This is a genomic window from Brevibacterium sp. CSND-B09 (assembly GCF_052906525.1).
In genome coordinates this window covers 3,856,625-3,870,503 of record NZ_JBREGI010000001.1, presented here as the reverse complement: position 1 = coordinate 3,870,503, position 13,879 = coordinate 3,856,625, and the positions used below count along the sequence as shown (strand labels likewise).

Below are 13,879 nucleotides of genomic sequence, written 5' to 3'. Positions count from 1 at the left end.
CGGGCTTTCGCAACGGCGGTTCGCAGTCCTTCGCAACAGGGATCCGGGCAACCGCCGACGCCGGGCCAGGCAACCCTCGAACCGCCACTTCGGGTGGTCGGCGAACGGCGGTTCCGGGCGGTCGGCGAACGGCGGATCCGGGCGCCGCGGAAACGGCACTCGACATGGATACCCGTCGGCCGCCTCGGCGATATTGACGAATCCAGAACCAAACATTTTCAGTTTCGACTGAATTCGCATACACAACAGCGCATTTCAGCAGATTCGGTGATAGATTGTTCTGAGACGCACATCACGGAGGTGAAGAATGGACCCGCTTCTGCCGAACGGCAGCGGTTCCCGACTGGGGAATCTCGACGAGAAATCTAAGGCGATCATCGTCGAGCTGCAGCACGACGGAAGGAAATCCTATTCGGCCATCGGCAAGTCCGTCGGCCTGTCCGAGGCCGCCGTGCGCCAGCGGGTGTCGCGGCTCATCGATTCGGGTGTCATGGAGATCGTCGCCGTGACCGACCCGCTGAGTCTGGGATTCGCGCGGCAGGCGATGGTGGGGCTCAAGGTCCGCGGGGATATCTCCGCGGTCGCCGAGAAGCTGCACGACTACGACGAGATCGACTACCTCGTCGTCACCGCCGGTTCGTTCGACCTCCTGGTCGAGATCGTGTGTGAATCGGATCGGCATCTGATCGAGTTCGTCAATGAGGAGCTCCGCTCGATCGATGCCGTCGTGGATACGGAGCTCTTCATGTACCTCTCACTCGAAAAGCAGAAATACAACTGGGGGACGCGATGACAGACAATGTCACCAGGGCCGGCACTCCTTATCAGGATGCCATCCGCAACAACGTGTGGATGCACATGTCACCACACCAAGCACTGTTCAACGGTGGTGAGGCGCCGGTCATCGTACGCGGCGAGGGTCACCACATCTTCGACGACAAGGGCAAGAAGTACCTCGACGGCCTCGCCGGCCTGTTCACCGTTCAGGTGGGCCACGGTCGTGAGCAGATCGCGAAGGCGATGTATGACCAGACGCTCAAGCTGCCGTTCATGCCGCTGTGGTCGTACGCCCACCCGCAGGCGATCGAGGTCTCGGAACGTCTGGCCAGCTATGCGCCGGGCGATCTCAACCGGGTCTTCCTCACATCCGGCGGCGGCGACTCGGTCGAGTCGGCGATGAAGCTGGCGAAGAACTACTTCAAGCTCGTCGGCAAACCCGGCAAGCACAAGATCATCTCGCGGGCGACCGCCTACCACGGCACGCCGCACGGTGCGCTGTCGGTGACCTCGCTGCCGGGTCTGCGGGAGCAGTTCGCTCCGCTGGTCCCCGGTGCGCACAAGGTGCCGAACACGAACTTCTACCGGGCACCTGAGCACCTCGCCCACGATGAGAAGGCCTTCGGCCGCTGGGCCGCCGATCGCATCGGTGAGGCCATCGAGTTCGAAGGTGCCGACTCCGTGGCCGCCGTCTTCCTCGAGCCCGTGCAGAACTCCGGCGGCTGCTTCCCGCCGCCTCCCGGATACTTCGAGCGGGTCCGCGAGATCTGCGACGAGTACGATGTGCTGCTGGTCTCGGACGAAACGATCTGCGCCTACGGCCGCATCGGCGACATGTTCGCCTGCAACGACTTCGGCTATGTTCCCGACATCATCACCTCGGCCAAGGGCATCACCTCCGGGTATGCACCGCTGGGTGCGATGATCGCCTCCGATCGGCTCTTCGAGCCCTTCGGCCCCGGCGGAGACGAGACCTTCTACCACGGCTACACCTTCGGCGGTCACCCCGTCGCCTGTGCCGCGGCGATGGCGAACTTCGACGTCTTCGAAGAGGAGAAGCTCAACGACCACGTGCACGAGAATGCTGCGGCGTTCAAGTTCACGCTCGAGAAGCTCAAGGACCTGCCGATCGTCGGCGACGTCCGCGGTGAGGGATTCTTCTACGGAATCGAACTCGTCAAGGACAAGGACACGAAGGAATCGTTCACCGAAGAGGAGTCCGAGCGGATCCTCAAGAACTTCGTGTCGGCGAAGATGTACGACAGCGGTCTGTACTGCCGCGCCGACGACCGCGGCGACCCGGTCATCCAACTCTCGCCTCCGCTGACCGTCGGTCAGAACGAGTTCGACGAGATGGAGCAGATCATCCGCGGCGTCCTGCAGGAAGCCTGGACAATGTTCTGACCCCAATTGCTACCTGACGGCGGCCCAGCAACCTCGTGTGGAGTGGTCCCCAATAGTTGGACTGCTGTGGGGTCAGCATGAAGCAGTTGCCGGCTGTTCGGCTGTGGCGGTCTTGGTCCGATATTCCATCGGGGCAAGGCCGCCTAGTCGCATCGAGATCCTCTCAAAGTTATACCAATGAATGTACTCATCGATCGCTTTCTTCAGGTCCTCGATCGAGTCGAATTTCTGCAGATAGAACATCTCGGACTTCAACTGCCCGAAGAAATTCTCCGCCATCGCGTTATCCCAACAGTTTCCCTTCCGCGACATCGACGGGGTAGCACCGTGTTTGGCCAGGATCGCCGCCCACGACACGTGCTGGTACTGAAACCCCTGGTCCGTGTGCACCAACGGTTTCTGACCCGGCCGCAGCCCCTGACACGCATTCGTCAGTGACTCGTTCGTCAACGCCAGGTTCGGTGACATCGACATCGAGTACGACACCACACTGGTATCGAAGAGATCAATGATCGGCGACAGGTACAGTTTCTGATCCGCCACAGGAAATTCCGTGACGTCAGAAACCCATTTCTCATTCGGTTCATCTGCGGTGAATTCCCGGTTGAGGACGTTGCCGGCAACGCGGCCGATCGTGCCGCGGTGGGAGTTGTACCGCTTCCTGCGCACCTTGGTCTTGATGCCCATGTCCTGCATCAACCGCAGCACAGTCTTCTTCGCGATCGTGATGCCTTCTTTGACCAGGACTGCCCAAATCTTGCGGTGCCCGTAGCATTCGCGGCTGCCGGTGAAGATCTCCCGGATCCGGCCTCTCACCTGCACATACGGGTCAGGCTTCTGACCGAAGCGTTTCTGGTGATAGAAGAACGTCGACCGGGCCAAACCCGCAATTTGCAGCAACACGGGCAGAGGGTAGTTCGCCTTGAGACTGGCAACAATGCGTGCTTTTACAGCTGCCCGTTCTGCCTCAAGGCCTTCAGTTTTTTTAAGTACGCGTTCTCCGCTTCGGCCCGCAGCAGTCGGTCTTGTAACTGCCGGTACTCGGCCAGGCTGATGTCCTCGACACGAGCCTTCTTCGCCAACACGTCCGGCTTCGCCGGGACCTGTTCAGCATCCGGGTCCTGCCCGTTGTCGATCGCCCGCATCCGAGCTGTCTTCCCCTTACCCGATGCTTTGCGGGGGGTGAAGGCGTCCTCGCCTTTGTTCCGGTACTCCTTGGCCCAGTCCAGGATGGGACGCGATGATGCCAGGCCGAGTTCCTTGGCGAGTTCGACTTTGTGTTCGCCGTTTAAGTACCGTTTCGCGGTCGCGATCTTCGTCTCTTTAGGGATGCGGCGGCGTTGATACGGTTCCATGGCCCATATTGTTCCACGCACTAACCACCGGTCGTGGAGGAGTTTGAGTGTGGGTTTATGGACGTCGAGTTTCGTAGCGGTCGCGGCGTAACCCAGGCCCTGGCTAAAGAGTTCGATCGCGGCTTGAGCTTGGTCGTTGGTGATCAGACAGTCCTGACGCATGGAGTGGTCCCTTCAAGTTGGTTTGTGTTGATCACAGTCCAACTTTCGGGGACCACTCCAGTGCGAGGTTGCTGGGCCGCCGTCAGGTAGTTCCGGGGCTAAGTTCAGCGGTTCTGGTCGCGTTCACGGGCCTCGCGACGGGTCATCGGCGGCCGCTCCTCGGCGGGGTCCGCCGCCGTGATCGTGCCTGGGTCTGCCGCCGTGATCGTGCCGGGCGCAGCAGCGGATCCGGTGGTCCGCCTCGGCGGTCGCACTCCCGATTTCACCACGAGGACACCGAGTCCGGTCGTCAGCGGAATCGCGATGACCAGACCGATCGAGCACACGAGGATGCTCACCACCTCGACCGACATGTCTCCGAGTGTGAACGTGTCGAACAGCGGCTGATCGTGCGCGGAGACGATGATGAGCGTCATCAGCGCCGAGCCCACATACGCGAACGTGATCGTATAGACGGTCGAGGCGATGTGGTCACGCCCGATGCGCATCGCCCGGGAGAACAGCTGACCGGGCTTCATCTCCGGGGCAGCGGCTGCCAGCTCCCACACCGCCGAAGCCTGTGTGATCGTGACGTCATTGAGCACTCCGAGTCCGGTGATGAGGATCGCGCACACGATGATGTCGGTCATCCCCAGATCGGTCGTATCGACAAGCAGATACCCGTCCTCCGAATAGGCGATGCCCAGATTCGCCCAGGACGTCATCCATGCACCGAGGATGCCCGTGATGACGATGCCGAGCACCGTTCCGAACAGCGCCGTCGACGTCCGCGTCGAGATTCCGTGTGCCAGGTAGAGCGCGATGACCATGATCAGGCTCGCTGAGACCATCGCCACCAGCACCGGCGGTTTGCCGTCGAGCATCGCCGGGAGCATGAAGACGAACAGTACGGCACCGGCGAAGCCGAGTCCGATGAGAGCGCGCAGTCCCCGCATACCGGCGACGAGGAGGACGACGATCCCGTAGATGATCGCCAGGGCGAGCATCGGCACGTTCCGGTCGAAATCGATGAACACGTAGTCGGTGCCCATCTCCGCCCGGTCCGGTGACTTCGTGAAGTCGAGGACCTTGATCGTGTCTCCGACATCGACGCCGGCCTTGACCGCGTCGGGGGTGACGTAGAGGCTGCCTTCCTGCCCGTCCGCCTCCACGGTGTATGTCGTGCAGTCGGCGCGGACCATCGGGTCCGTCTCCCCCGGGTCGCAGTCCGAAGCGTCGACGGCGGTGACGGTGACCTTCGTGTCGGTGGTCCCCTCGGCCGTGTTCGTCGTCGGCCCGCCACCGGGCAGATCCTTGTCGGGTCCCGACGGCCACAGTACGAAGAGTCCGGCGATCGTGACGACGATGAGCGGGATGAGGCAGGCGAGCATGATCAGACGAACCTTCGGCGAGGCCTTCGGTTCGTGTGTGGACGTCATATGCATGGCGATCCTTCAGGGACGGCTGACCGGACAGATGCGGGGCGGTCGACCAGGGCGGAATGGCGGCTGGTGCTCACCGAGGCAGCCAGCCCAGAACTACCTGACGGCGGCCCAGCAACCTGGCGCCAGGTTGCTGGGCCGCCGTCAGGTAGTAATTGGGGTCAGGCTCCGGCGAGGTGGTCGGCCAGGTAGTTCTCCACCTGATCTATGCTCACGCGCTCCTGGCTCATGTCATCACGCTTGCGGATCGTCACTGCCTGATCATCGAGGGTGTCGAAGTCGACGGTGATGCACAGCGGCGTTCCGATCTCGTCCTGGCGACGGTAGCGACGGCCGATGGCACCGGCATCATCGAAGTCGATGTTCCAGCGTCGACGCAGCGTCGCAGCGAGATCCTTCGCCGCCGGTGTCAGCTTCTCGTTGCGGCTCAACGGCAGCACCGCAGCCTTGACCGGGGCCAGACGCGGATCAAGCTTGAGCACGACGCGCTTGTCGACGCCGCCCTTCGTGTTCGGCGCCTCGTCCTCGCTGTAGGCCTCGACGAGGAATGCCATCATCGACCGGGTCAGGCCGAAGGAGGGTTCGATGACATATGGGGTGTAGCGGTCTCCGCTGGCCTGGTCGAAGTACTGCAGCTTCGCCCCCGAGACCTCCGTGTGAGTGCCGAGGTCGTAGTCGGTGCGGTTTGCCACACCCATCAGCTCGCCCCATTCGGACCCCTGGAAGCCGAAGCGGTATTCGATGTCGATGGTGCCCGCCGAATAGTGCGCACGGTCCTCGGCGGGAACGTCGAGGCGGCGGACGTTGTCTTCGGAGATGCCGAGATCGAGGAACCAGGACCAGCAGTCTTCGACCCACTGCTTGTAGTAGTCATCGGCCTCGTCCGGGTGGACGAAGTACTCGATCTCCATCTGCTCGAACTCACGGGTGCGGAAGATGAAGTTGCCGGGGGTGATCTCGTTGCGGAAGGCCTTGCCGATCTGGCCGATGCCGAACGGCGGCTTCTTCCTGGCGGCGGTGAGCACATTGTTGAAGTTCACGAAGATGCCCTGCGCGGTCTCCGGACGCAGGTAGTGGAGCCCGGCTTCGGAGTCGACGGGTCCGAGGAAGGTCTTGACCAGACCGGAGAACTCCTGCGGCTCGGTCCACTGACCGCGGGTTCCGCAGTCGGGGCAGACGATATCGGCCATGCCGTTCTCCGGAGCCTTCTTGTTCTTCGCCTCATACGCCTCGACGAGGTGGTCCTCGCGGTGGCGCTTGTGGCAGTTGAGGCACTCGACGAGAGGATCGACGAAGGTGGCGACGTGGCCGGAGGCTTCCCAGACGCGCTTGGGCAGGATGATCGAGGAGTCGAGGCCGACGACGTCTTCGCGACCGCGCACGAACTGCTGCCACCACTGGGCCTTGATATTGTCCTTGAGCTCCACGCCCAAGGGCCCGTAGTCCCATGCCGAGCGGGAACCGCCGTAGATCTCTCCTGCTTGGAAGACGAATCCTCTGCGCTTGGCCAGGGCGATGACGGCATCCAACTTGGACTGTGCCACTAGTTCTCTCCTTGTTTCAGTTCGCCGACGGCCGGCTGCCGTGGCTCGCAGGTACCAGCCTAACTGGTCACGCCTTCGCTTCCTCAACGCCGACCCGACCCTTCCTGACGCCCGACCTCGGCAACGGCAGGAGACCACCGGAGGCGACTGATCTCACACTCGGATTCCCACTCCGGGACCGCCTCGGCGAGGGTGTGGCATGTAGACTTGGGGTACACCCAAACCTTTCTCCGTACCGACGTCTTCACGTCTGTCCAAGCGAGTTCTTGGATCTCTACGGTTTCGGCCCGGATTGCTCACGATGATTGCACAAGCGGCCGCAGGGTAGATCGCCACTACAGTCATCTGCGATCAAGTGTGTGCCGACGTGAGAGAGATCACTCATGACCGATGTGTCCGCAAACGACGAAACCACTCCGAGATTCTCCGAACTGGGACTCCACCCGCTCGTGCTCAAGGCCGTAGAGGCGCAGGGCTACGAGATCCCCACCCCCATCCAGGCCGAGACGATCCCGACCCTCCTGTCGGGCCGTGACGTCATCGGTCTGGCCCAGACCGGAACCGGCAAGACCGCGGCTTTCGCCCTGCCAGCCCTGTCCGACCTCGCCGAGGCGGGGCGCGCCGACCACGGCCCGTTCGCCCTCGTACTCACCCCCACTCGCGAACTCGCGATCCAGGTCGCCGAGGCGTTCACCTCCTACGCCACGGAACTGTCCGACTTCTCCGTGCTCCCGATCTACGGAGGTCAGGCCTACGGCCCGCAGCTGGCCGGTCTGCGCCGTGGCGCGCAGGTCGTCGTCGGCACCCCCGGTCGCGTCATCGACCACCTCAAAAAGGGTTCGCTCAAGCTCGGCAGCCTCAAGCACCTCATCCTCGATGAGGCCGACGAGATGCTCAAGATGGGCTTCGCCGAAGACATCGAAGAGATCTTCAGCCAGGTCGGTCCCGACCGTCAGGTCGCACTGTTCTCGGCCACCATGCCGTCCTCGATCCACCGGATCACCGGCAAGTACCTGGACGACCCGAAGGAAGTCCGGATCGCTGCGAAGTCGCAGACCGGTGCGAACATCCGCCAGCGCTACTTCATGGTTCAGCACTCGCACAAGCTCGATGCGCTGACCCGGATCCTCGAGGTCGAGGAGTACGAGGGCATCATCATGTTCGTGCGTACCAAGCAGGCCACCGAGGAGCTGGCCGAGAAGCTGCGTGCCCGCGGGTTCAAGACCGCCGCGATCAACGGCGACATCCCGCAGCAGGCTCGTGAGCGCACGATCGACATGCTGCGTGAGGCGAAGATCGACATCCTCGTCGCCACCGATGTGGCCGCCCGCGGTCTCGACGTCGAGCGCATCACGCTCGTCGTCAACTACGACATCCCGCACGACACCGAGTCTTACGTCCACCGCATCGGCCGCACCGGTCGTGCCGGACGCTCCGGTGAGGCGATCCTCTTCGTCACTCCGCGCGAGCAACGCATGCTCGGCTCCATCGAGCGCGCCACGAAGCAGAAGGTCGAACCGCTGACCCTGCCCAGCGTCGAAGAGCTGACGAACACTCGCGTCGACAAGTTCACGAAGCGCATCGACGATGTGCTCGCGCAGACCGAACTGTCCGAACTCACCGACGTCATCGAGGCGTACTCGCTCTCCCGTGATGTGCCGGCCTCGAACATCGCCGCCGCGCTGGCGTCCCTCGTCCTCGAGTCGAACACGCTCAAGGCCGAGCCGATGCCCGAACCGGCACGTCGTCAGGGACGTGACCGCGACGGCGGTCGTGACGGCGGCCGTCCGGGCCGTGGCGGACGTGCCCGTGATGAGAACATGACGACCTACCGTCTGGCCCTCGGACGCAATGAGCGCCTGCAGCCGGGCGCCGTCGTCGGTGCGATCGCGAACGAAGGTGGAATCACCTCGAAGCAGATCGGCCATATCGACATCCGTTCGAACCACACACTCGTCGACCTGCCCAAGGACCTCGACCCGTCGGTGCTGCGCAAGCTCTCCCACACCGAGATCCAGGGCCGTCCCATCGACATCCGTCCGGATTCCGGTCGCCCGGGACGCCCGTTCAAGAAGCGCAACTTCGACAAGCAGCCCGGTGACGGCCGCAACTTCCGCGGTGATCGCCGAGGCGGCAAGAAGTTCGGCGGACGCGGCGACCGCTCCCGCGACCACTACTGAACCGATCGCGTCATGACCGTGACTCCCCCGGAGTCGTGAGAACGGTGAAGCGCCGATCCGGCCGAAGCCATGACGAGGGCCCCGCAGCAAGATGCTGCGGGGCCCTCGTCGTCAGCAGAGTGGAACGGGCCGGCCGAGCCTCAGAAGCCCGTGGAAGCTGTGACTCAGTCCTCAGCCTTCGCGTCAGGCAGAGGGCGTGTCCACGGCTCCGCCGAAGCGACGGTCGCGGCGGGCGTACTCTTCGATCGCCGCCCACAGGGTGCGCCTGTCGACGTCGGGCCACAGCACATCCTGGAAGACCATCTCGGCATAGGCTGACTGCCAGAGCAGGAAGTTCGAGGTCCGCTGCTCCCCCGAGGACCGCATGAACAGGTCGACGTCGGGCACGATGGGTGCGTAGAGGCGGGAGCGGACGGTCTTCTCCGAGACCTTGCCGGGTTTGAGCTTCCCGGCGGCCACCTCGGCGGTGATCTCATTGATCGCGTCGACGATCTCGGAGCGTCCACCGTAGTTCACGCAGAACTGGAGCACGAGACCGGTGTTGTTCTTCGTCATCTCCGCGGCGGTCTCGAGTTCGTCGATGACCGAACGCCACAGCCGTCCGCGCCGGCCGGACCACACGATCCGCACGCCAAGGGCGTTGAGCTCATCACGACGGCGGCGGATGACGTCACGGTTGAACCCCATGAGGAAGCGCACCTCTTCGGGTGAGCGCTTCCAGTTCTCCGTCGAGAACGCATACGCCGACAGATAGTCCACGCCGACCTCGATCGCGCCGTGGATGACGTCGAGCAGCGAAGCTTCCCCGGCTCTGTGCCCTTCCGTGCGCGGCAGCCCCCGCTGATTCGCCCACCGACCGTTGCCGTCCATGACGATCGCGACGTGCCGGGGCACGAACTTCGCGTCGATGCGCGGAGGTCTCGCTCCGCTGGGGTGGGCCGGTGGTGCGGGGTAGCTCATGTGCTCTCCAGAATTCTCAGTGATCGGATATTGCGCTCGAGGTGCCAGGACACCCAGTCCGAGACCAGCTTCGACCCGTCGATCTGATCGTGCAGGTCGGAGGCCTCGGCGCGCTCCCAGTCGCCGGACAGGAGCGCGGCCATATGCTCGAGCGCATCGGTGTCGGGCAGCGCGGCACCGGAGGGGCGACAGATCGTGCACACGGCCCCGCCCAAGGCTGCGGAGAACGCGCGGTGGGGTCCAGGATTCCCGCACTGGGCGCAGTCGAGCAGGCTCGGTGCCCACCCGGCCACGGACATCGCGCGCAGCAGGTACGCATCGAGGGACAGCCTCGGCGGGTGTTCGCGGTTGCACAGCGAGCGGATGGCAGAGACGAGGAGGAGGAAATGCGTGCGGGACTGGGGTTCGGCTTCGGTGATGCTGCGCGCCGTTTCGGCCATCACCGAGGCGGCCGAATAGACATCGAAGTCCGTGGCGATTCCGCGGGCGAAGGGTTCGACGAGTTCGACCTGGGTGACAATGTCGAGGCTGCGCCCGACATGGCATTGCAGGTCGACGAGCATAAAGGGTTCGAGGCGGGAGCCGAACCGCGATTTCGTCCGGCGCACCCCCTTCGCGACGGCGCGGACGAGGCCGTGGCTGCGAGTGAGCACGGTGACAATGCGGTCGGCTTCGCCGAGCTTGTGCCCCTGGAGCACGATGCCTTCATCACGATAGTTGTGCACCCGCCCATTATCGCTGAAGCGCGGCGGGGAATCACCCCGCCGCGCTTAAGCGACTTCTGTGAGATCGACCGCGCAGCCTCAGCTCTGGCGGTCGCGAGCCGCACGGTTGACGGCCGAGACGACGGCCTTGAGCGAGGCCTTCGTGATGTTCGGGTGCAGACCGGCGCCCCAGACGACGCGGTCTTCGACGGCGAGTTCGACATAGGCTGCGGCGTTGGTGTCAGCGCCGGAGCCGATGGCGTGCTCGGAGTAGTCCTGGAGTCGCACGTCGACGTCGAACTGGTCGATGAGGATCTTCACCAGCGCGTCGATCGGTCCGTTGCCGCGCCCTTCGTAGGTGCGTTCCTGACCGTCGACGATGAGGTCGACCTCGATGCGCTCCGCCGATGAGCCGCCACCGTCGACATTGCCCGATTCCGTGCGCAGACCGACGATCTGGAAGCGGCCCCATGCTTTCTCTGGGTCGTCGGCGGGCAGGTATTCGTAGTTGAAGATGCGGCGGATCTCCTCGGCGGTGACCTCGCCGCCGGCTTCGGTGTGCTGCTGCACGGCGCGGGAGAATTCGACCTGCATCCGACGCGGCAGATCGAGTCCGTACTCGCTCTTGAGCAGGTAGGTCACTCCGCCCTTGCCGGACTGCGAGTTCACACGGATGATCGCCTCGTAGCTGCGGCCGAGGTCCTTCGGGTCGACCGGCAGGTAGGGCATGTCCCATTCCATGAGGTCGACGGGGGTGCCCTGGGCGTGCGCCTTCTTCTCACGATCGGCGAAGGCCTTGTTGATCGCGTCCTGGTGCGAGCCCGAGAACGAGGTGAAGACGAGGTCGCCTCCGTAGGGGTGACGTTCGTGGACACCGATCTGGTTGCATTCGGTGACAGTGTGGATGACCTCGTCGATATCGGAGAAGTCGAGCTCCGGGTCGATGCCCTGCGTGTACAGGTTGAGAGCGACGGTGACGAGATCGAGGTTACCGGTGCGCTCACCGTTGCCGAACAGGCAGCCTTCGATGCGGTCGGCGCCGGCCATCATTCCCATCTCCGCAGCGGCCACGCCGGTGCCCCGGTCGTTGTGCGGGTGCAGGGACACGGCCACTTCGTCGCGGTAGGGCATATTGCGGCAGAACCATTCGATCTGGTCCGCGTAGGTGTTCGGTGTGCCGCGTTCGACCGTGGCCGGCAGGTTGACGACGGTCTCGCGGCCGGCTGCCGGCTGCCACATGTCGAGGACGCTGCCGACGATGTCGAGGGCGAACTCGGGTTCGGTGTCGACGAAGATCTCCGGCGAATACTGGTAGCCGAAGTCCGCGTCGGACAGCAGAGTCTCGGCGTGCTTCATCACGGCCTGAGTGCCCTGCAATGCGATATCGCGAGTCTGGTCGAAGCCGTCTCCGTCGAAGCCGAAGACGACCTTGCGGAAGACCGGCGCGGTTGCGTTGTAGAGGTGCACGGTGGGCATCTTCGCGCCGACGAGGGATTCGACAGTGCGTTCGATGAGGTCCTCACGAGCCTGTGTGAGCACGGAGATGCGGACGTCGTCGGGAATCGCGTCCTGTTCGATGATCTCGCGGACGAAGTCGAAGTCGACCTGGCTGGCGGCCGGGAATCCGACCTCGATCTCCTTGAAGCCGAGCTTGACGAGCAGATCGAACATCTTGCGTTTGCGGTCCGGGGTCATCGGATCGATGAGCGCTTGGTTGCCGTCGCGCAGGTCGGTGCTCAGCCAGCGAGGTGCCTTGCTGATGATCTGGTCGGGCCAGGTGCGATCGCGCATATCCAGCGCGATGCGGTCCTGGAACGACTTGTACTTGCCGAACGGCATGGGAGAAGGCTTCTGCAGTTTCATTGTTCCTCTATCTCAGTTTCTCAGCGCTTGACCAGCATACGAGGACTCCGCGACGAGCGTGCTGTCCGTTCAGGACTCGTCGCGGCAAGGAAGGAGGAGGAACCTATGAGCCACACGATCACCGTAGTCCCCCTTCCGCGATCCGTCCGAATTCCGTCCACATCCTAAGATCGCCGAGGCGGCTCCCGGCTCCTACTTGAGGAAGTCGACCGAGGCGCGGCGGACGTTGAATCCGACTCCGGTGTCGTCGGATTTGCAGGTCATGCCCTCTTCGCTGGAGGTGCAGGTCATCCCCGCCGCGGAGATCGAATCCCCGTAGCCGAGGACACGTGCCGGGCCGTTGCTCTCGGGAGCCTCGACGCAGGAGAAGCCTGAGCCTTCCTTGTTCGCCACGACGATGGAGCCCCAGTCGTCGAGCTTGCAGTCGTCGGGCTTCTCCGGTGGTGAGTATTCGTAGTCCTTGATCACGCAGCGCGCTCGTTCGGAGTCGATGGTGCAGGCGATATTCCCCGACGGGGATGTGAAGGTCTCTTCGGCGACGGGAGCCTTCGAGCTGCCCGAATCGGACGGCTCGGGATCATCGGTCTGACCGATCGACGGTTCGTCCGTGGGTCCGACGGTGGTGGTTTCGTCACCCTGGGTGGAGTCCCAGACGATATAGCCGACGATGCCGAGGGCAAGGATGAGCGCGATGGCAGCGAGCACCCACAACCACGCGGGGACCTTCTTCGTATCATTTCGCCGACCATAGGGGTCGTGCGGGCCGCCGGGATTCCCCGGTCCGCCGGGTCCCCCCGGCCCTCCTGGTCCGCCGGGTCCTCCGGGACCGGCAGGTCCGCCCGGCGCATAGCCGGCGGCATAGGCACCGCTGTAGGCGGGAGCGTGGCCCGCCTGCCCGTATCCGGGCCCCGCGGGGCGACCGGTGCCGGGCTGTGCATGATCGGGTCCCGCCGGCGACTGCACCGGCCCGGCAGCCTGCGGCTGAGATGCTGCGGCATGACCGGCGGCACCGAACTCTCCGCCCCACTGCCCCTGGTGCGGCTGAGGATCTCCCTGATGCGGGTGTGATTCGGGCTGCTGCGAATGCGGCTCGGCCCGGTGCGCGTCCGCAGGCGCCGGCTGCGAGCCGGGCAGCGGGTTCCACTGTTTCGGAGCCGAGGGAGCCTCCGCAGCGGCGATATCGTCGGAGTTCACCTTGCGCGGCGCGGCCGGCAGCCCTCCCGTCTGATATCCATCGGCGGCGGCCAGTCCGCGCAGCTCTTCGAGGCTGAGCACCTCGGTGGCATCGGTGCCGTCGGATTCGACCATCGACCGCAGTCTCTGCAGTTCTGCGGGAGTGAGTGCTTGGGTGGAGCCATCAGCGGCCGCGGACTCATCCTCGCCGATGAACAACTGGGTTGTGATCGACTCCGGAGACTCCTCGGCCGGCTTCCGACGCCCGGGGCGCGGAGGATGGTTCGGCACAGGTGGAATGCTCATGGTGTCATTTTCGCATAGTCGCTACCGGCG

Annotated in this window: 11 protein-coding genes; 3 read left to right on the top strand and 8 right to left on the bottom strand. The window is 64.0% G+C overall.

The genetic code is table 11. The features are described 5' to 3' along the window. Nucleotides 1–307 precede the first annotated feature (307 nt). Together ACU4IU_RS17250 and ACU4IU_RS17245 are read left to right on the top strand one after the other, a co-directional pair. Nucleotides 308–793, top strand: a complete 486-nt coding sequence (locus ACU4IU_RS17250) for an Lrp/AsnC family transcriptional regulator (protein WP_101547408.1) — start codon at nucleotides 308–310, stop codon at nucleotides 791–793. Continuing rightward, complete coding sequence (locus tag ACU4IU_RS17245; RefSeq protein ID WP_169252425.1) at nucleotides 790–2,181, top strand: aspartate aminotransferase family protein; 1,392 nt, start codon at nucleotides 790–792, stop codon at nucleotides 2,179–2,181. Before ACU4IU_RS17250 ends, ACU4IU_RS17245 begins: the two co-directional genes overlap by 4 nt. Before the next feature lie 72 nt (nucleotides 2,182–2,253). On the opposite strand, the gene ACU4IU_RS17240 is transcribed toward ACU4IU_RS17245, so the two are convergent. From ACU4IU_RS17240 to ACU4IU_RS17225, 4 genes are all read right to left on the bottom strand, one after another. Next, the gene (locus ACU4IU_RS17240) at nucleotides 2,254–3,120 is read right to left on the bottom strand and encodes an IS3 family transposase (RefSeq protein ID WP_446657578.1); all 867 of its coding nucleotides are present in this window, start codon (nucleotides 3,118–3,120) and stop codon (nucleotides 2,254–2,256) included. A gap of 8 nt (nucleotides 3,121–3,128) precedes the next feature. Continuing rightward, nucleotides 3,129–3,698, bottom strand: coding sequence for a helix-turn-helix domain-containing protein (locus ACU4IU_RS17235; RefSeq protein ID WP_446656052.1), 570 nt, complete (start codon nucleotides 3,696–3,698; stop codon nucleotides 3,129–3,131). Nucleotides 3,699–3,802: 104 nt separating this feature from the next. Next, the gene (locus ACU4IU_RS17230; protein ID WP_446657425.1) at nucleotides 3,803–5,116 is read right to left on the bottom strand and encodes a YibE/F family protein; all 1,314 of its coding nucleotides are present in this window, start codon (nucleotides 5,114–5,116) and stop codon (nucleotides 3,803–3,805) included. Between the two features lie 164 nt (nucleotides 5,117–5,280). Beyond that, nucleotides 5,281–6,663, bottom strand: coding sequence for a glycine--tRNA ligase (locus tag ACU4IU_RS17225; protein ID WP_139469819.1), 1,383 nt, complete (start codon nucleotides 6,661–6,663; stop codon nucleotides 5,281–5,283). A 383-nt stretch (nucleotides 6,664–7,046) separates the two neighbouring features. Between ACU4IU_RS17225 and ACU4IU_RS17220 the strand changes: the two genes are divergently transcribed. Then, nucleotides 7,047–8,843, top strand: a complete 1,797-nt coding sequence (locus ACU4IU_RS17220) for a DEAD/DEAH box helicase (RefSeq protein ID WP_446657424.1) — start codon at nucleotides 7,047–7,049, stop codon at nucleotides 8,841–8,843. Between the two features lie 183 nt (nucleotides 8,844–9,026). Here ACU4IU_RS17220 and ACU4IU_RS17215 read toward each other — a convergent pair whose 3' ends face one another. The 4 genes from ACU4IU_RS17215 to ACU4IU_RS17200 form a co-directional block, all read right to left on the bottom strand. Next, nucleotides 9,027–9,803: an isoprenyl transferase gene (locus ACU4IU_RS17215; protein WP_376905901.1), complete on the bottom strand. Its 777-nt coding sequence runs from the start codon at nucleotides 9,801–9,803 to the stop codon at nucleotides 9,027–9,029. After that, complete coding sequence (gene recO / locus ACU4IU_RS17210) at nucleotides 9,800–10,528, bottom strand: DNA repair protein RecO (RefSeq protein WP_446657423.1); 729 nt, start codon at nucleotides 10,526–10,528, stop codon at nucleotides 9,800–9,802. The genes ACU4IU_RS17215 and recO overlap by 4 nt, the downstream gene beginning before the upstream one ends. A gap of 78 nt (nucleotides 10,529–10,606) precedes the next feature. Further along, complete coding sequence (gene leuA / locus ACU4IU_RS17205; protein ID WP_172169836.1) at nucleotides 10,607–12,370, bottom strand: 2-isopropylmalate synthase; 1,764 nt, start codon at nucleotides 12,368–12,370, stop codon at nucleotides 10,607–10,609. Between the two features lie 192 nt (nucleotides 12,371–12,562). Continuing rightward, nucleotides 12,563–13,849: a DUF6636 domain-containing protein gene (locus ACU4IU_RS17200; RefSeq protein ID WP_446657422.1), complete on the bottom strand. Its 1,287-nt coding sequence runs from the start codon at nucleotides 13,847–13,849 to the stop codon at nucleotides 12,563–12,565. Between the last annotated feature and the right edge of the window lie 30 nt (nucleotides 13,850–13,879).